The following is an 18,670-nucleotide window of genomic DNA, read 5'->3' on the forward strand; positions in this document are numbered from 1 at the left end:
TCCCCAATAATGTTGGAAAATGCGGCGGCCACTCTGGCCTTTGGGGAAAAATTTGCGGCGGTCATTCGGGCCGGCGATAAAATTGCACTTTCCGGCACGTTGGGTGCGGGCAAAACTACGCTCGCAAGGGGCGTTTTGCGAGGGCTGGGCTACCAAGCGGAAGTCCCCAGTCCGACCTTTGCGATCGTTCAACACTATGACCCGCCCGAGACTCGCTTGCCCTTTGTGCATGCCGATTTTTACCGGATTGAGCATCCTGACGAACTCGTGGAACTGGGATTGGACGATATCCTGCACGATGGGGCCCTGTTGGCGGAATGGCCGGATCATGCGCCGGCTGCATTTTGGGTTGAAACCCTGCAATTGCACTTAAAAATAGAGTCAGATGATACTCGCCAGTTGACTTGGACGGCTGGTCCCGCTTGGAAAGACAGATGGCCGATTTGATGAAACCGCCCGCAGCGGCGCAAACTTTCTTGGACGAACAGGGTTGGGGCGGAGCGACGATTTTACCGGTTGCCGGCGATGCCTCGTTCCGCCGCTACTTCCGGGTTGTCGAAGGGTTCCGCAAAGCCATATTGATGGACGCCCCGCCGCCGCATGAAGACCCTCGCCCGTTCATCCAAATAGCGCGTCATCTCAAGGCCCAGAATTTCGCTGCGCCTGACATTTTCGGTGAAGATCTAGAGCAAGGGCTGGTCTTGATCGAGGATTTTGGCGACCACCGTATGCGCGAGCATCTCGACGCGCATCCCGAAGACGAAGATCGCATCTATCGACAGACCGTTGACGTCATCCGGTCTCTGCATCAACAGCCGGCGGCAGATATTCCCGCCTATGATCTCGCACAATATATGCGCGAAGCGCTGTTGCTGACGGAATGGTATTGTCCGGCACAAGGGCTGGCAGTGGATCAGGAGGGTTTTCGCGCAACATGGGAAGGGCTTCTCGCACCCGTGCTGGCGGCGCAAAGCACACCGGTAACGGTACTGCGTGATTATCATGCCGAGAATATCATGTTGCTCGAAGATGGGCGCCTCGGTTTGCTGGACTTTCAGGACGCTTTGGCCGGGCATGCTGCCTATGATCTGGTCTCGATGCTCCAGGATGCCCGGCGCGATGTGTCTGATCAGCTGGAAGCGGCAATGCTCGACTATTACCTGACCGACCGACCGGCTGCCGACGCGTCGGAGTTTCGTCGGCACTACGCGATCCTTGGGGCGCAGCGAAACACCAAGATTATCGGCATTTTCACGCGGCTCTATGCCCGTGATGGGAAGGCCCGTTATCTTGATTTTCTGCCGCGCATGTGGGGCTTGCTCGAGAAGGATCTTGCGCATCCCGATCTGGCGCCGCTGAAAAGCTGGTTTGATGTCAATATTCCGGTCGCAGTCCGCAACCGTCCGATTGGGGTGAAGCCGGCATGAGCGGGACGCTTGGCAAGGTCGAAACGGCGATGATCATGGCGGCCGGGCTCGGCAAGCGGATGCGGCCGCTCACGGCGACCCGGCCGAAGCCGCTGGTCAAGGTTTCGGGGAAACCGATGATCGATCATTGTCTCGACAAGCTCTGGGAAGTGGGTGTGACAAAAGTCGTGGTGAACGCACATTATCTGGCGGATGCGCTGGAAGCCCATTTGCAGTCGGTCAGCTATCCTTTTGACCTCAGGATATCGGATGAACGCGAGCAGTTGATGGAAACAGGCGGCGGGCTGGTTCAGGCGCAGGGGTTGATCGATGAAGACACGTTTTTCTGCATCAACAGCGACAATCTCTGGACCGACGGCCCGACCAGCGGTTTGCTGCGCCTGGAGCAACGCTGGAACGACGCCGAGATGGATGCACTGTTGCTGCTTGTCCCGCAGACATTGGCGCATAATTACAAGGGGGCTGGGGATTTCAACCTGGATGGCATGGGCCGGGTCTCCCGGCGCAAGGCGGATCGCCAAGCACCGTTCATCTATACCGGCATCCAATTGCTGTCGAAACGGCTGTTGCGCGATGCTCCCGAAGGGCCGTTTTCGACCAACATTCTGTGGTCCCGCGCGATTGCGGAAGGGCGGCTGTTCGGGCTGGTCCATGAAGGCAACTGGTTTGAAGTCGGATCGCCGGAGGCCATTGGTCCGACCGAAAGGGCGATGGCCGATGATTGACGGTTTGCCTTTCTGTCGTGGCTGATCGGCCTGAGTCCAAAGTTTACAATATTGCCGCGCATGGCGGCTTTGCAGATGCGCTGGCGCAGGGCCTGGTGGACCGCTATGGCAAGCACCCGTTCGGACTCTCTAAGGGACTGATATTATTACCAAATAACCGCGCCCGTACGGCGCTGCACGATGCCTTTGTGCGGCTCAGCGATGACGGCTTGCTGCTGCCGCGCATGGCGGTGATCGGGGATCTGGAACTGGATGAATCGGTTGGCGTGGCGCTGGACGGGGGCGCCCTGGCGCTCGACATTCCGCCGGCCATTCACGCGCTCGACCGGCTGCTGATGATCGCGCGCTTGATTGAAGAAGCACGGACCGCAAAAGGCGAGGCGATATTGGCGCGCGAGGCGATGCGCCTGGCCCGGGAATTTGCGCGGACGCTGGATCAGCTGACGGTGGAAGAAATCGGCCTGCGCGATCTGGTGGAGCTGGATGTCGAGCCGGAACTGTCCGGGCATTGGCAGGATTCTCTCGCCTTTTTCAAGCAGATCGCGGAGCACTGGCAGAGCCTGCTGGCGGACCGGAAGCTGGTCGACGAAGCCACGCGCCGCAATGCGCTGTTCGATGCGATCGCCCGCAAATGGGCGCAAGAACCGCCCCCTCATTTTGTCGTCGCCGCCGGGATCACCACCGCCGCCCCGGCGATTGCACGTCTGTTGCGCAGGATCGCTTTCCTGGACGATGGACTGGTCGTCCTGCCGGATCTGGATCTCGTCCTGGATGATGACGAATGGGACATGCTGGGGCCGTTTGACCGGGACAGTGACGAGGCGGTCCGGCACCGTCCGCAAGAGGCGCATCCGCAATATCATCTGAAATTGCTGCTCAACCGTATGGGTATTGCCCGGGATGAAGTCCTGCGCTGGCCGCGGGTCGGACCGTCAAGCGCCAAGGCGCAGCGCAGCCGGGCGCTCAGCCATGCCTTTGCCATTCCCGCACTGACTGGGCGCTGGCAACAATTGCCGGCGAGCGAACGCAGTCTGGCCGGCGTCCACCGTCTCGAAGCCCGGCACAGCGCCGAAGAGGCGCAGATGGTGGCGCTGCTGGCGCGCGAAGCGCTGGAGATCCCGGAACGGCGCGTCGCGATCATCACACCCGACCGCCGCCTGGCCGAGCGTATTTCGGCCCATCTCCAGCGCTGGTCGATCAATGTCGACGACACGGCGGGCCAGCCCTTGTCCAAAACCCCGCCGGGTGTTTTCCTGCTGTCCATGCTGACTGCGGTTGCCGAGGGTTTTCCGCCAGCGGAATTTCTCGCGCTGCTCAAACATCCGCTGGTGGCGCAAGGCGAGGGACGGCTGGAATGGCTGTCGCGGGTGCGCCAACTGGATCTGCTGTTGCGCGGTCCGCGGCTCGCGCCGGGTCTGGAGGCGATTGAAGCCTTTCTCCATAGCGAGGACCCGCGCACCGCCGACAAACGCAAGCAACTCCAGCCCTGGTGGAAATCCGTCCGCGCCCTGTTCACCCCCGCAGTCGACAGTTTCCGGAGCAGCGGAAACTGGGCCGCGACGCTGGCGGCAATTCGCAGCCTGGCGGATCAATTGACCCATGGTGCCGTCTGGAGCGGCCCGGCCGGGCGCGACCTGGCAGATCTGCTGGATTCGCTCGAGGCGCGAGCACCGCTTGGCCCGCGTCGCCTCGAGGCGGTCGAACTGGCCGGCTATTTCGAGACATTCATGGCCGCGCGCCCGATCCGCCCGGTTTTTGGAGGGCACCCCCGGATCGCGCTATACGGTTTGCTGGAAGCACGCTTGCAACAGGCGGATCTTACCATCTGTTGCGGATTGAACGAGGGCAGCTGGCCGCAAGCGATCACGCCGGATCCGTGGCTCGCACCGATGGTCCGCAAATCTCTCGGCCTGCCGGCGCAGGAACGGCAGATCGGACTGTCCGCCCATGATCTGGTCGGTGCATTGGGGGCACAGAATGTCGTCTTGTCACGCGCGCAACGGGACAGCTCCGGACCGGCCATTGCGTCCCGGTTCCTGCTGCGGCTGCAGGCAATGTGCGGCGACGGGCTGAAAGAGCATCCGATGGTCCAGTCCTGGGCCCGCCAGATCGACCGCCCGGACCAGGCGATCCGCATCGCGCGCCCGGCGCCGGAACCAACCGCAGAACAGCGCGCGGTGGGGCTATCGGTCACCGATGTCGACAAATTGATTGCGGACCCGTTCGCTTTTTACGCCGCCAAGATCATGAAATTCAAAGCGCTTGAAGGGATTGATGCGGAACCAAGCGCCGCCTGGCGGGGGTCGATCATCCATGATATTCTTGATCACTGGGCGCGGCAGGATGATTATGATGCCGCGGCCTTGAAGAACAGAGCGCTGGCCTTTCTCAACGAACGATCCTCGCATCCTTTGATGCGCACTCTCTGGGCGCCGCGCCTTATGCAGGGACTGATTTGGGTGGCGGACCAGGTTGCAGACCAACGCGCCCTGCAGCGCGAGCCGATCAGATCAGAGCAGAAAGGCGAGGCGGATATTGCCGGCGTAAAGCTGTTCGGTATTGCCGACCGCATTGACCGGATGCCGGATGGCAGTCTGGGGATTATAGACTATAAAACCGGTGGCCCGCCCAGCAACAAGGCGGTGAAAGAAGGATTTTCTCTCCAATTGGGCTTGCTCGGCGCGATTGCCGAACAAGGGGATTTCAAGGGATTGAAAGGCAAGACCAGCGCTTTTGAATATTGGTCACTGGCGAAAAAGGGGGGAACCGACAGTTTCGGCTATATTCAGTCGCCCACCAAGGGGCGCGGCGACAATATTGTCGCGGCCGATGATATGGTCGATCATGCGGTGACCGAATTTACCGCGGCGGTGACCCGCTATATCCTTGGAGACGAGCCGCTGATCGCCAAGCTGCATCCCGAATATGCGCCTTATGCCGATTATGATCAGCTGATGCGACTGGAAGAATGGTATGGCCGCGCGGAGCAGGATGAGGGAGCGGGCCCCCATGACTGAGAACAGCACGCTGCACCATCTCGCGGACAAACAAAATGCCGCCGTGCAACCCGATGACAATATCTGGCTGAGCGCATCGGCAGGCACCGGCAAGACCCAGGTGCTGACCGCCCGTGTGTTCCGCCTGTTGCTGCGCGACAATGTTGATCCCGAACATATATTATGTCTGACCTTCACCAAGTCCGGTGCCGCCGAAATGGCCGACCGGATCCACCGCCAGCTGGCGCGCTGGGTGCGCCTGGAAGACACGCTGCTGGCGAATGACCTGCGGGCCATCGGCGCTTCGACGGATCCGGCTACGCGCGACCATGCGCGGACCCTGTTTGCGCGGGTTCTCGACGCCAGAGGCGGCGGCTTGCGGATCATGACCATTCACAGTTTCTGCCAGACCCTGCTCGCCAGCTTTCCCGAAGAAGCCGGCATCTCGGCGCTGTTCAAGCCGATTGAGGAACGCGATCAGAAAATCATGGCGCGCCAGGCATTGGGGGATTTGCTGCTGGCGGAAGAAGCTGACGGGCGCACCGAGATTATCGAAGCGATCCAGGCGCTTAGCGTGCGCATGGGGGAGGAAGAAGCCGAAAATTATCTGATGAAATGCGCCGCCAAGGTGGATGCTATGGCGGCCATGCCGCCGGAAACTCTGCCATTTGCGCGAAGCTTGTTGCGCCTCCCTCCAGAAGGCGATGCGACGCAATGGCTCGAGGAGCGCGTCGGAGATTCAGAATTTGACCATGATGCGCTGGTGCAATTGCAGCAGGCAATGGCAGCCGCGGGCGGCAAAAAGGAGCAGGAACGGCAAGCGGTTATTCGGCACTGGCTCGATCTAGGCGCCCCAGACAGAGCGGCCACAATAGCCGAATTGCATGGCGCATTGGCGACCAAAACCACCGGGACACCGCATAAGCCAACCAAAGGATTGCTAGCGGCCTTTCCGGACTATGATGCGGTGGTTTCCGGATTGATGGCGTGGACCGGGGAGCAGATCGGTACCCAAACGCTGTTTGCCTATGCGGACCTGTTTGCCGGCGCGCTGGCAGCGGGCAAAGCCTTTGCCGACTATTATCGCAAAGCCAAGTCGCTGCAGGGCGTGGTCGATTTTGACGATATGATCCGGATGACCGCGCAGCTGCTCGATCGCGGCGATATGGCGGCCTGGATCCGCTATAAACTGGACCAGCGCACCGATCATATCTTGGTCGACGAAGCGCAGGACACCAATCTCGCGCAGTGGGATATTGTCCGTGCCTTGGCGGATGATTTTTTTGCCGGACTGGGGGCCAGCGGCGAGAAGGTCCGGACGCTGTTCACGGTCGGGGATTTCAAACAGGCAATATTTGGCTTTCAAGGCACCAGTCCGCATAATTACGTCAAGGCCCGCGAGGATTTTTTCAAGCGCGCGGCGGCCTCCGACCGGGCCTTTGCCAAGCTCTCGCTCGATCGCAGTTTTCGGTCGACGCCACCGGTGCTGACCGTGGTTGATACCATGCTGAAAACCATCGGCGCCGCAGCCCTGGGGCTCGGGGAGGCGTTGCCGCGCCATGAAAGCCATTTTGCGGATCAGGCGGGGAGCGTGACGCTTTGGAAGCCGGTTGCCCATGGCGCGATTAGCGCGGATGACGATCAGGAAAATTGGCTCAGCGATGAAAAAAGGGTGTTTGCCCAGCGCCTGGCGCTGCAGATCAAGGAATGGCTGACCCCGGCGACGGCGCTGTGGCTCAGCCACAAGAACCGCTATCTCCAGCCTAAAGATGTCATGATCCTGGTCAGCAAGCGTGATGATCTGAGCGCCTTGATTGTCGCGCGTCTATTTGCCGAAAATGTACCGGTTGCCGGGATCGACCGGATTCGCCTCAATCAGCCGCTGGTCGTGCAAGATCTGCTCGCGACGATCCGCTTTGTCCTGCAACCGCATGATGATCTCAATCTCGCAGGCTTGCTGGTCTCGCCGCTGCTCGGTTGGACGCAGGAGGCGCTGCTCGAGCATGGCTATCGCGATGCCGACAACCGGGACAAGAGCCTGTGGGACTTTATCAATGGCAATACGGCAATTGCGGAGCAGGTCGCGTCGCTTCGCACCTTGCTCAACCTCGCGGATTTCATCACCCCTTATCAGTTTCTCGAAACCATTCTTTCGGGGCCGATTGCGGGGCGCAAAAAACTGACTGCCCGACTGAGCCAGGCGGCGCTGGACCCCCTGGAGGAATTGCTCAACACGGCGCTGGCGTTCGAACAGGATCATATTCCGAGCCTGCAGGGATTTCTCGACTGGTTTGATCGCGGCGACGTCGAAATCAAGCGCGATCAGGGAGAGGCCGGCAACGAGGTCCGTCTGATGACCGTGCACGGCGCCAAAGGGTTGCAGGCGCCGCTGGTGATTCTGGCCAATGCCACGTTTGACCCGGGACAGAAGAAAACCGGGGGTTTTGACATTAATCCCGGAGAAGAGCGCGGGTTGGACTTGCCTTATCCGGTTGTGCCGATCCGCAAGGCGGAACGCTTTGCGGTGCTGGCCGACCATGCCGAAAAGGCCGAAAAACTCCAGATGGAGGAACATTGGCGGTTGCTCTATGTCGCGATGACCCGCGCCGAAGAGCATCTGGTCGTTGCCGGCACCCTCGGCCCCCGGGCGTGCGGGGTGGTTCCGGACGGCAGCTGGTATGGCGCTGTCGACGATGCGGTCGCCAAACTGGGGTGCGACTGGACCGCGTCCACACGGTGGATCGAATCGCGTGCCTATCAGGGGCCGATTCCGGCGCGGCCACCAGCGTCCAATCCGGGCACAAGGCCGCAAATTGAGGCTGTTGCAGAATCATTGCCCGTGTGGATATCCACTGAGGCGCCAGAAGAGGCGCGGCCACCGCGGCCGCTGACACCGTCGAACCTCGGCCCGGACGATGCCCCCAATCCGCCATCCAGTGCGGATATGCGCGCGGCGGCCGAGCGCGGTACGCTGTTGCACAGCCTGTTCGAGCGTTTGCCCGAAATCGCACCCGATCAGCGTGTCGCGGCGGCGGACAACTGGCTGCTGAACCAAAAGCGGATCACCGATCCGGCGGAACGCCAGGGATTGATAGAAACGGTATTGGCGGTGCTCGCCAATCCGCAATGGGCCGATCTCTTCTCTCCGCGCAGTCTCGCAGAAGCGCCGATCGCGGCGGTGGTCGGTGATCATGTCATCTCGGGCACCGCCGACCGTCTGTTGATTACCGATACGCTGATTTCGGTCGTCGATTTCAAAACCGGGCGGGCGGTTCCGGAATCCGCAGATCATGCGCCCGTGGCCTATTTGCGCCAGATGGCGGCTTATGTCGCGGCCCTGGAAAAGATCTTTCCCGGTCGTCCGGTGCAGGCCGGCCTGCTTTATTCGCAGGCGCCAGTGCTGTTGAAACTGTCCGATGATCTTGTCGCCCGGCACAAGCCTGGCTTTGACCGGCCATGAAAATCCTTTTCAGGCCAGTGCTTGAGCATTGGGCCGACAGTCCCTAGATTATATTCAAACACTATCAGGAGAATTTCCATGGCGACCAAAGCAATTACCGATTCCAGTTTCGAACAGGATGTTCTGAAGGCAGAAGGCCCCGTGCTGGTTGATTTCTGGGCGGAATGGTGCGGCCCTTGTAAAATGATCGGCCCCGCGCTCGAAGAAATCAGCGATGAAATGGGCGAGCAGGTCACGATTGCAAAGCTGAACATTGACGACAGTCCTGATGCCCCGGGCAAATATGGCGTGCGCGGTATTCCGACGATGATCCTGTTCAACAATGGTGAACCGGTTGAAACCAAGGTGGGTGCAGCGCCAAAAAGCCAGCTCAAGCAATGGCTTTCCGACTCTCTGCCAGCCTAATCTTCGAAAATATCATGGATCAGCTCGGCTGCTTCGTTCCATAATTTTGGCGACGCAGCGCCGAGCAATCCGGTTTTGCGGTCTGCCGGCCGATAGGCGCTGCCATCCCAGCGCGCCGCCTTGCCGCCTGCTTCATTGAGAAACAAGATACCCGCCGCATGATCCCAGGGCAGGGTGCGTTCGAAGGTCGAGATGTGGTTGGTGCCCATGGCGAGCCGCGGATATTGCTCGGCCGCGCAGCGCGGAATATCGACAATGGCATATTGATCGCGGGTGCGCTCGAGCAGCCGGTCGCGCTTTTCTGACGTCATGAAGCCAGTCGCCAAAGCGGCGACCGGTTTGTCCTGCGGAACGGGCGCAGGCGGCAATATTTCGCCATTGATGCGCGCGCCCTGGCCCTTGATCGCGGTCGCCATGCGCTCGGTCAGCGGATCATAGAGCCAGCCGCCAATGGTTTTATTGGCCTGTGCAAGGGCGATTATCACGCCAAATGGCGGCTGACCGGCGGCGAAATTGCCGGTGCCGTCAATCGGGTCGATGATCCAGACGCTATCGTCCGCCAGACGGTCGGCAACCGCCGGATCTGCCGCCACCGCCTCTTCCCCGACAATCGCCGCTTCCGGGAGCAACCGGTGCAGTTCCGCGCTAAGAAAATCCTCGCTGCGCTGGTCCGCCACGGTCACCAGATCGCCTGGTGTTTTCTCCGCAATGTCAGCGGCTTTCAGGTTCTGATAATAAGGCAGGATGATGGTGCTCGAAACCCGGCGCAGAATTTCCTGGACCGATTGATCGAGCGCCTTGGTGATCATGCCGGCGACAGGATCTGTCCGAGCCGCGGGAAATGGACATGCACGTCGCCCGCCTGGTCATCATGCCGCCTGATCGTTATTTTGCGGTGGTTGAGCCCGACCAATGTCCCGGTGACCGCTGCCGGATCAGGGGCTTCCGGCTTAACCGACACCCGGTCCCCGGCGGCGAAGCCGAAGCCATCCTCGACCGTGCCCTTATCCTGGGGTTCGCGGTCCTGTGCATAGACAATCGCCTGTTCGCCGGTCCATGCTTCGAAATCGCCATAGCCAATGGCATCAATCCGCGCGAACCAGGCCGCGATCTTTGCGCCATAATCCGAAGGCTTGCGCCCGGCAAAGCCGACAAACCGGATGTTCATGTAAAGCATCAGATCGGCATGGCCGGGCGTCGCGCCGCAGATATAGTCGCGACCGTCGGCGAGCGATTCCGCAACCAGCGCGGCGCCGGCTTCAAATTGCCCGACGAGATGGGGCACCATCGGCAGGAACCGCTTGCGGTCCATGCCAAAACGCACCGCGCGATCTTCCCAGAATTCCTCGCGTACAATATCCGGATTGGTCCCGAGCGCGGTGCCGACCGCGGGCATGAACCACAGGCCGCCCGACCACAAGGCGATCAACCGCCCGACCTGGCCCATCGGACCCGGATAGAGGCTCGGTTCCGGCTTGAGCGTTTCGAGCGTGTCGACAATCAACGCGGTATCGCAATAGATATCGGCGCCGACCTGCAGGACCGGAATCCGTTCATAGCCGCCGGTGAGGGCGCTCAGGTCCGGTTTCGGTGCAATGTCTGGTTGCTCCACGGACTTCCAGGCCAGGCCCTTCAGCGCCAGCGCCAGCCGCATGGCCTGACCAAAGGGAGAATTTTCATAGTGATGCAGGACGATGTCGGTCATGTGGGCTCCAGTGTCTAGCTGCGATAGTCGGCGTTGATCGAGATATAGCCATGGGTCAGGTCGCAGGTCCAAACTTTGGCGGTGCCGGCACCAATGCCGATATCGACGTCGATATCAATTACTTCGCCTTTCAGGTGCGCCGCGACTGGTGCTTCGTCATAGTCAGGCACGACCACGCCCTCGCGGGCGACCACGGTTCCGCCAAAGCTGATGGACAATTTGTCGCGATCGGCGGGCTCTCCTGCCTTGCCAACCGCCATCACCACCCGGCCCCAATTCGCGTCCTCTCCGGCAATCGCTGTCTTGACCAGCGGAGAATTGGCGATCGAGAGTGCAATGCGTTTGGCGCTGTCATCCGATTGCGCGCCGGAAACCCCAATTTCGATAAATTTGCTCGCCCCTTCGCCATCGCGGACGACGAGATGCGCGAGTTGCAGGCACAAATCGGTCAACGCCGCCTGAAACGCATCGGCCCCGGGGTCCTCGCGGGTGGTCAGGGGCGCGGCAAGGTGCTGACCGGTTGCAAAAGCCAGCACCGTATCGCTGGTCGATGTGTCGCTGTCGACGGTGATGCAATTGAAGCTTTGCGCCGTCGCCTCCGCGAGCATCGACTGGAGCAGGGCAGGGTCAATTGTGGCATCGGTGAAAATATAGCCCAGCATCGTCGCCATGTCGGGGGCAATCATGCCGGACCCCTTGATAATGCCGCTAAGATGCACGGTTTGGCCATCGACAACCGCACTGGTCGTTGCCAGCTTCGGAAAAGTGTCGGTGGTCATGATCGCCGCCGCCGCTTCCGGCCAGCCGCAGGCCTCGGTTTCAAACACTGCTTTTAACCCCGCCTCGGCTCTTTCTTTTGGCAGCGGTACGCCGATCACGCCGGTCGAGGAAACGAATATCTCATCCTCCGCGCAACCCAGATGAGCACTGGTGAGGTCCAATATCCGCTGCACCGCCGCCATGCCCCGGGCACCGGTAAAGGCATTGGCGTTGCCGGCATTGACCACCAGACCGCGCGCCCGTCCGCCCAGCAGGGCTTTGCGGCACCATTCGACTTCGGTTGAGGGGCATTGGCTCTGAGTCAGCACACCCGCGGCGCTGGTCTGCTCGGGCATGCTGATGAAGGTCAGGTCACACCTGTCCCAGTCCTTGTAGCGCGCCCGCGCCACCCGGCAGGTGACGCCCGCAATCTCGGGAAGTTCGGGGACATGGGCAGGCGCCAGAGGCGATTGGGTTTCCGACACTTAACTTGCCTTTATCTATTGGTTTGCTAAAGCAAATGGATCGTGACAAGGCCTGATTGATGAACGTCTATATTGCAAGTTTTATGTTGCTGCTTTTCAATGCTGCCGGGGTGACTCCACCGGCTTCTGCATTGGCGGCCGAAGCAACCGGCAATGAAGCCGTTAGCGATGCAGAATGGACGATTTCCGCGGATTGGACAGAGGCTGCCAAGGCATTGGCGCAGAGTGTGCAACCCGCTGACAGCGGCTTTGACGGTGCCCATCATGCCGATATCCTGTGGTCGGTTTCGACGCTGAAACGAACGATTGGCGACAAGCTGGAACATGAAGAGGGCGCACCCTAGGCGCGTTGCGAACAATCCCTGTGTTGAATTGTTCGCCTATATCCCCAAATTCAGATCAGACTGGGTCGTGAAAACGCCCGCACATTCTTTCAATATATCGGAAATCATCATGATCGGCGGCTTTGCCAAATCCTTATTCGGGTCCTCTAACGACCGTTATGTCAAAAGCATCATGAAAGTGGTTGACCAGATCAACGCTTTCGAACCCGAAATCGAACCGCTTTCAGACGAAGAACTGGCAGCGAAAACACCCTATTTCCGCGAACGCGTGGCCAGTGGCGAAAGCTTGGACGACATTCTGCCGGAAGCCTTCGCGGTTGTTCGGGAAGCCGCCAAACGGACCCTGGGTCAGCGTCACTATGACGTTCAGATGGTGGGCGGGATCGTGCTGCATCGCGGCGAAATCTCGGAGATGCGGACCGGCGAAGGCAAGACCCTCGTCGCCACACTGGCCTGCTATCTCAACGCGATTGAAGGCAAGGGCGTCCATGTTGTGACGGTGAATGACTATCTCGCCAAGCGCGACGGCGAATGGATGAGCCAGGTCTATAATTTCCTCGGACTGACACTCGGCACAATCGTGCCCAATCTCGGCGAAGAGCAGCGGCGCGAGGCTTATGCGGCGGACATTACCTACGGCACCAACAACGAATTTGGTTTTGACTATCTGCGCGACAATATGAAGCATGATCGCGCCCAGATGGTGCAGCGGCCGTTCAATTTCGCGATTGTGGACGAGGTGGACTCGATCCTGATTGATGAAGCCCGTACCCCGCTGATCATCTCCGGTCCCACCGATGACAAGTCGGATCTCTATATTTCGGTGAATGAAATTGTTCAGCACATCACCGAAGAAGATTATGAAAAGGACGAGAAAAGCCGGAATATTTCGCTGACCGAAGAGGGAACGGAAAAAGCGGAGCGGCTGCTCGAGGAAGCGGGTCTGCTCGAAGGCAATAATCTGTACGATTATGAGAATACCCAAGTCGTGCACCATCTCAACCAGGCGCTGATGGCCAATGTCATGCGCAAGCGCGATACCGACTATATCGTCAAGGATGGCAAGGTGATCATCATTGACGAATTTACCGGACGGATGATGGATGGCCGCCGCTGGTCTAATGGCTTGCATCAGGCGGTTGAGGCCAAGGAAGGCGTTCAGATCGAACCGGAAAACCAGACTTTGGCATCGATTACCTTCCAGAATTATTTCCGGATGTACCCGAAATTGTCGGGCATGACCGGTACCGCCGCGACCGAAGCGGCCGAATTTTTCGAAATCTACAAGATGAACTGCGTCACGATCCCGACCAACAAGCCGGTCTTGCGGATCGATGAAAATGACGAATTCTACAAAAATACGATGGATAAATTTGCCGCCATCGCGAAGACGATCAAGGAGCATAGCGAAAAGGGGCAACCGGTTCTGGTCGGCACCGTTTCCATCGAAAAATCGGAACTTCTGTCCGAGTTTCTCGAGAAGGAAGGCGTGAAGCACAATGTTTTGAATGCGCGATTCCATGAGCAGGAAGCCCATATTGTGGCGCAGGCGGGCAGCCCCGGTGCGGTGACGATCGCGACCAATATGGCCGGTCGTGGTACCGACATCCAGTTGGGCGGCAATATCGACTTCCGGATCGAGGAAGAGCTGGGCGATATGGAAGAGGGCCCGGAACGGGACAAGGCGATTGCCAAGATCGAAGAAGAAGTGCGCGCCTTGCGGGAAGAAGTACGCGCCGCGGGCGGGTTGTTCGTTCTCGGCACCGAACGCCATGAAAGCCGCCGGATTGATAACCAGCTCCGTGGCCGCTCCGGTCGTCAGGGTGACCCTGGGTTGAGCCGTTTCTATCTCTGTCTGGAAGACGATCTCCTGCGGATTTTCGGCACGGAAACCATGTTTGCCAAGATGATGAACAAGAATCTGGAAGATGGCGAGGCGATTGGCGGAAAATGGTTGTCCAAAGCTATTGAAACCGCCCAGAAAAAGGTGGAAGCGCGCAATTATGAAGCCCGTAAGCAGGTCGTCGAATATGATGACGTGATGAATGACCAGCGCAAGGTCATCTATGAACAGCGCTCTGAAATCATGGATGCGGAAACGGTCGGCGATGTCGTCGAGGATATGCGGATCGAGACCGTGAACGCGATTGTTGCCGATTGTTGCCCACCGGGAAGCTATCCCGAGCAATGGGATGTCGACATGCTCAAGGAGCGGGTTGAATCGGTCTTCGGGCTGAAACCGGACATTGATGCCTGGTTGCAGGAAGATGCGGTGGAACCCGAACTGGTGGAATCGCGCATTGCCGACATGGCCAACAAGGATTTCGAGGCCAAGGTGGCGGAAATCGATCCGGACGTTTGGGTGCAGATCGAAAAGGCGATCCTGCTCGAGTCCCTCGATCACAACTGGAAAGAGCATCTGGCCACGCTGGATGCCTTGCGTCAGGTGGTTTTCCTGCGCGCTTACGCCCAGAAAAAGCCGCTCGACGAGTATAAGCAGGAATCCTTCGGTCTGTTCGAGCGGATGCTCGAAATCATCCGGGAAAGTGTGACCAAGACAATCGCGGTCAGCCAGTTCCATCGTCAGGAAGAGGTTGAAGTCCCCGAATTGCCTGAATTGCCGGACTTCCTGACCACTCATATTGATCCGTTGACTGGTGAAGACAATAGCAGTGATATTGACGGCGGGACGCTGGGCACGGTTTCGACGACCTTGCCGCCCCGGCAATCCGGGGTTCTCGACAATCCTGCCGATCCGTTCGAAGGCCAGGGCAAGGTCAGCCGCAACGCGCCATGTCCCTGTGGATCCGGACGGAAATATAAGCATTGTCACGGCAAGTTCTGATGCGGTTTGTCCATCGCTTGGTAGATTGATCCGGCCTTGGCTCTTGCAGGTGGCCTGATCGGCTTGGCGCTGCTTTTTCTCGTCACTGCGGCGCTCTATGCCTCGGTCGGCTTTGGCGGCGGATCGACCTATATCGCATTACTCGCCTTGGCGGATATCGACTATCGGTTGCTTCCGGTCATCGCGCTGCTGTGCAATATCATCGTCGTGACCGGCGGAGCCTGGCGGTTCCACCGCCGGGGTCTGGTGCCATGGTCGCGGATCTGGCCGATATTGCTGTTCTCCGTGCCCGCGGCATGGCTTGGTGGGCGTCTGCCGATTGATCAGGGCAGTTTTACGATCCTGCTCGGCGGATCGCTGATGGTGGCCGGCCTGCTGCTATTGGCCGAACCATTATTGCCGCAGCGCGAGCGCGCGGAGCCTGTCCGCTGGTCGCAGGCCTTTCTGTTTTCGCCGGTGATCGGCGGCGGTATCGGCTTTCTCTCCGGCATGGTCGGGATTGGCGGCGGGATTTTCCTCGCGCCGCTATTGTTGCTGACCCAATGGGCGGACAGCCGCCGCATCGCCGCGACGGCATCGGTTTTCATCCTGGTCAATTCGATCAGCGGCCTCGCCGGACAACTGATGAAGGGGGGCTGGGAAGGCGGCGCGATCATGTTGGATTATTGGCCGCTTTTTCTGGCTGTGCTTGTCGGCGGCCAGATGGGGAGCCTGATGGCGAGTCATATTTTGCCGGAACGCTGGATTCGCGGCTTGACGGCGGTGCTAATCCTCTATGTCGCGGCCCGCCTTCTGTGGCCGCTCCTGGCTCTGGCCTGACGCCTCTCAGCGGCGGATGCGGTCACTGGGCGTTTTGCGGGATATCATCCAGAATCTCATAATAGTCGCCTTTGTCGGCGGTAAAAATATGCAATCCGAGCGTGGTGCCGGTTGGCTGATCAAAGGCGCCCATGGCCACCGCAATTTTATCTTTTTGAACCGCATCCCAAAATAAAAAGGACCCGCATTGGCTGCAAAAACCGCGGCGCACTTTCTCCGAAGATGCATGCCAGCGTAGCGCTTCTTCTCCGCTGAGCTCCAACTTGCTGCGGTCGATATCGGTGGACGCCCAGTAATGGCCCGACTGCTTGCGGCATTGCGAACAGTGACAGGCATTCGGCACGGGCAAATCGCCCTCGACCGCAAATTGCACGGCGCCGCACAGACAGGATCCCTTGTGCATATTGATGTCTCCTCAAGCCTTTGGGCGGCCAGTCTACCATATTCCACGGCGCGCGGGATAGCTTCCTGTATCAGTGCGATGGACGGAAGGACGGCAGCAGACGAGCAGCAGCGGACCGGCGTTGAGGCCAGGGAAAAGCGCCGGATTATCAAGAAATAATGGCTCCCCGAGTAGGATTCGAACCTACGACATTTCGATTAACAGTCGAACGCTCTACCGCTGAGCTATCGGGGAACAGATGCGTGATTAGCTTCGCAACGAGCGGGCCTATAGCAACGACATTCCCGCATCGCAAGCCATCAAACGACAAATTGTTCCATTGCGATGCGATCATCCAGTGCGTGTTCCGGATCAAACAACATGGTCAGCGTCTGGTTGCGGTCGATCGCGATGGTGACTTGCGCCACGTCACGCACCTCCTGTTGATCGCCAACCGCGCTTACGGGCCGTTTTTCGGCGTTGAGAACCTTGATGCTGATCGGCATTTTGTCGGGCAGAATCGCGCCCTTCCAGCGTCGCGGACGAAACGGGCTGATCGGCGTCAGCGCGAGCAGATTGGAGCCCAGCGGCAAGATCGGACCATTGGCCGACAGATTATAGGCGGTGGATCCGGCGGGCGTCGCGATCAGCACGCCATCGCAAACCAGCTCTTCCAGCATGATTCGGTTGTTGACCTGGATTTCCAGCTTGGCGGTCTGGCGGGTTTCGCGGAGCAGCGAGACCTCGTTAATCGCTGGCAGCGAGAAAACCGCGCCGGAGATGGTCTCGACTTCCATTTTCAACGGTTTCACCTTGAACGGCCGGGCATTCTGGATGCGCTGCAACAGGTCCTCTTCGTGCCAGTTGTTCATCAGAAAACCGACCGTGCCGAGATTCATCCCGTAAACCGGCAGGATTTTGCGCCGGTTGAGCATCTGGTGCAGCGACTGCAGCATGAAGCCGTCCCCGCCGAGAACCACTGCCTGATCGGCGTCCTCAATCGGTACCCAGTCGAGCAGGGACTGTAATTTTTCGCCCGCTTCCTGGGCTTGAGGGGTCGGGGACACGACCAGTGCCCATTTGATACCCGACTGATCCGAACTCATCCGCCCGTAACGTTCATGTGACGCTCCAATATATCTGCGGACCCATCCAGTTGTGCATTAAAATCATGTCTTTGCGGTTTCAACTTCAAAGCTTTCTGAAGCAACCGGTCGACAGCCTCAATCCCTTCATTGCGCACTGCGGCGCGTAAATCAACATGGGCGTTATGGCCGAGACACATATATATTTTGCCATCGGTGGTCAGCCGCAGCCGATTGCAGCCATCACAGAAATTCTGGCTGAGCGGGGTGATCAGACCAAGCCGCAACCCCAGCGGCTCCACCGCGAAATAGCGGGCAGGGCCGGCGCTTTTGTGCCCAATTGCTTCGAGCGCATGGGTGTCGCGCAAAGGAGCGATAAAATCTTCGGCCTTGATATGCTCCAGCTTCCGGTCCGCGCCGACATCGCCCAGTGGCATGGTCTCGATCACGGTCAGATCATGGCCCTGTTCGGCGCAATATTCGGCCATGGGAAGCAGTGCCTGTTCGTTGAAGCCGCGGAGCGCAACCATATTGATCTTGACCTGAATGCCAGCCGCTTGCGCGGCCGCAATGCCCCGCAGCACCTGATCGATCTTGGCGCCCCGAGTGATATCGGCAAAATCCGCCGGATCGAGCGTATCCATGCTGACATTGATCCGGCGCACATGATTGGCGACGAGATGCTCGGCATAGTCTTCGAGCAGCGACCCGTTGGTGGTCAATGTAAGTTCTTCCAGTTCCCCGGATTTCACTTTGCGGCCAAGTCGTTGAATGACGTCGCTCATATCCCGTCTGACCAGCGGTTCGCCGCCGGTCAGACGTATTTTGCGGATGCCATGGCCGATGAACCGCTCGGCGATCAGGGTGATTTCCTCCAGCGTCAGCAGCTCGCTTTTGGGCATGAAGGTCATGTTTTCCGACATGCAATATTGGCAGCGAAAATTGCAGCGATCAGTGACCGATATCCGCAAATAGTCTATTTTCCGTCCAAATCCGTCGAGCATGTTCAGGGTTCCATCGAGAATAGGACGGAAAGGCTAGCCTTTTGTCCCGGCACAGGCAACGGCCTATAAAGGTTTGGCTGCTATGGAAAAGAATAGGAGACTGGCGGCCCGATAGAGCGGCCACAACGCAATTTGGGAAGTTTACGCTATCGAACCCGAGGGTTCGGCCTTGATATGAAACACACAAGACATCTCTTCCTGTTGTCCTTCGGCGACCGCGATCCGATGG

The 18,670-nt window shown here is 59.1% G+C and carries 15 protein-coding genes and 1 tRNA gene; 9 read left to right on the forward strand and 7 right to left on the reverse strand.

The window, feature by feature from the left end; genetic code table 11:
* Window positions 1-9 precede the first annotated feature (9 nt).
* From tsaE to trxA, 6 genes are all read left to right on the forward strand, one after another.
* A complete protein-coding gene (tsaE, locus tag ACZ1GS_RS07885; RefSeq protein WP_472697913.1) occupies window positions 10-447 on the forward strand; it encodes a tRNA (adenosine(37)-N6)-threonylcarbamoyltransferase complex ATPase subunit type 1 TsaE in 438 nt (145 codons plus the stop codon).
* Window positions 447-1,427 (forward strand): aminoglycoside phosphotransferase family protein, encoded by a 981-nt coding sequence (locus ACZ1GS_RS07890; RefSeq protein ID WP_472698097.1) that lies wholly within the window; start codon window positions 447-449, stop codon window positions 1,425-1,427. Before tsaE ends, ACZ1GS_RS07890 begins: the two co-directional genes overlap by 1 nt.
* A complete protein-coding gene (locus ACZ1GS_RS07895) occupies window positions 1,424-2,152 on the forward strand; it encodes a nucleotidyltransferase family protein (protein ID WP_472697914.1) in 729 nt (242 codons plus the stop codon). The genes ACZ1GS_RS07890 and ACZ1GS_RS07895 overlap by 4 nt, the downstream gene beginning before the upstream one ends.
* Before the next feature lie 17 nt (window positions 2,153-2,169).
* Complete coding sequence (addB, locus tag ACZ1GS_RS07900; protein WP_472697915.1) at window positions 2,170-5,169, forward strand: double-strand break repair protein AddB; 3,000 nt, start codon at window positions 2,170-2,172, stop codon at window positions 5,167-5,169.
* Window positions 5,162-8,608 (forward strand): double-strand break repair helicase AddA, encoded by a 3,447-nt coding sequence (gene addA, locus ACZ1GS_RS07905; RefSeq protein ID WP_472697916.1) that lies wholly within the window; start codon window positions 5,162-5,164, stop codon window positions 8,606-8,608. The genes addB and addA overlap by 8 nt, the downstream gene beginning before the upstream one ends.
* Before the next feature lie 78 nt (window positions 8,609-8,686).
* On the forward strand, window positions 8,687-9,013 hold the full coding sequence (gene trxA / locus ACZ1GS_RS07910; protein WP_472697917.1) for a thioredoxin TrxA: 327 nt from the start codon (window positions 8,687-8,689) through the stop codon (window positions 9,011-9,013).
* Here trxA and ACZ1GS_RS07915 read toward each other — a convergent pair.
* From ACZ1GS_RS07915 to argJ, 3 genes are read right to left on the reverse strand one after another with little or no spacing between them, the layout of a single operon-like run.
* A complete protein-coding gene (locus tag ACZ1GS_RS07915; protein WP_472697918.1) occupies window positions 9,010-9,822 on the reverse strand; it encodes an inositol monophosphatase family protein in 813 nt (270 codons plus the stop codon). The genes trxA and ACZ1GS_RS07915 overlap by 4 nt on opposite strands.
* A complete protein-coding gene (locus tag ACZ1GS_RS07920) occupies window positions 9,819-10,718 on the reverse strand; it encodes a glutathione S-transferase family protein (protein ID WP_472697919.1) in 900 nt (299 codons plus the stop codon). The genes ACZ1GS_RS07915 and ACZ1GS_RS07920 overlap by 4 nt, the downstream gene beginning before the upstream one ends.
* 14 nt (window positions 10,719-10,732) lie before the next feature.
* Complete coding sequence (argJ, locus tag ACZ1GS_RS07925; protein ID WP_472697920.1) at window positions 10,733-11,962, reverse strand: bifunctional glutamate N-acetyltransferase/amino-acid acetyltransferase ArgJ; 1,230 nt, start codon at window positions 11,960-11,962, stop codon at window positions 10,733-10,735.
* Between the two features lie 59 nt (window positions 11,963-12,021).
* On the opposite strand from argJ, the gene ACZ1GS_RS07930 reads away from it, so the two are divergent.
* From ACZ1GS_RS07930 to ACZ1GS_RS07940, 3 genes are all read left to right on the forward strand, one after another.
* Window positions 12,022-12,306, forward strand: a complete 285-nt coding sequence (locus ACZ1GS_RS07930; RefSeq protein WP_472697921.1) for a hypothetical protein — start codon at window positions 12,022-12,024, stop codon at window positions 12,304-12,306.
* 109 nt (window positions 12,307-12,415) lie between these two features.
* Window positions 12,416-15,151 (forward strand): preprotein translocase subunit SecA, encoded by a 2,736-nt coding sequence (gene secA / locus ACZ1GS_RS07935; protein WP_472697922.1) that lies wholly within the window; start codon window positions 12,416-12,418, stop codon window positions 15,149-15,151.
* Window positions 15,152-15,187: 36 nt separating this feature from the next.
* Window positions 15,188-15,970 (forward strand): sulfite exporter TauE/SafE family protein, encoded by a 783-nt coding sequence (locus ACZ1GS_RS07940; RefSeq protein WP_472697923.1) that lies wholly within the window; start codon window positions 15,188-15,190, stop codon window positions 15,968-15,970.
* A 22-nt stretch (window positions 15,971-15,992) separates the two neighbouring features.
* Here the strand turns inward: ACZ1GS_RS07940 and ACZ1GS_RS07945 are convergent, their stop codons facing one another.
* The 4 genes from ACZ1GS_RS07945 to moaA all read right to left on the reverse strand — a co-directional run bounded on the left by ACZ1GS_RS07945 (window position 15,993) and on the right by moaA (window position 18,441).
* Window positions 15,993-16,373 carry a GFA family protein gene (locus ACZ1GS_RS07945; protein ID WP_472697924.1) on the reverse strand — a complete coding sequence of 127 codons (381 nt, stop codon included), beginning with the start codon at window positions 16,371-16,373 and terminating at the stop codon, window positions 15,993-15,995.
* A gap of 159 nt (window positions 16,374-16,532) precedes the next feature.
* A tRNA-Asn gene (locus tag ACZ1GS_RS07950) sits at window positions 16,533-16,607 on the reverse strand.
* A 65-nt stretch (window positions 16,608-16,672) separates the two neighbouring features.
* On the reverse strand, window positions 16,673-17,458 hold the full coding sequence (locus tag ACZ1GS_RS07955) for an NAD kinase (RefSeq protein ID WP_472697925.1): 786 nt from the start codon (window positions 17,456-17,458) through the stop codon (window positions 16,673-16,675).
* Entirely contained in the window at window positions 17,455-18,441 is a 987-nt protein-coding gene (gene moaA / locus ACZ1GS_RS07960) for a GTP 3',8-cyclase MoaA (protein ID WP_472697926.1), read from the reverse strand. The genes ACZ1GS_RS07955 and moaA overlap by 4 nt, the downstream gene beginning before the upstream one ends.
* Between the last annotated feature and the right edge of the window lie 229 nt (window positions 18,442-18,670).

Source organism: Parasphingorhabdus sp. W113, assembly GCF_055693205.1.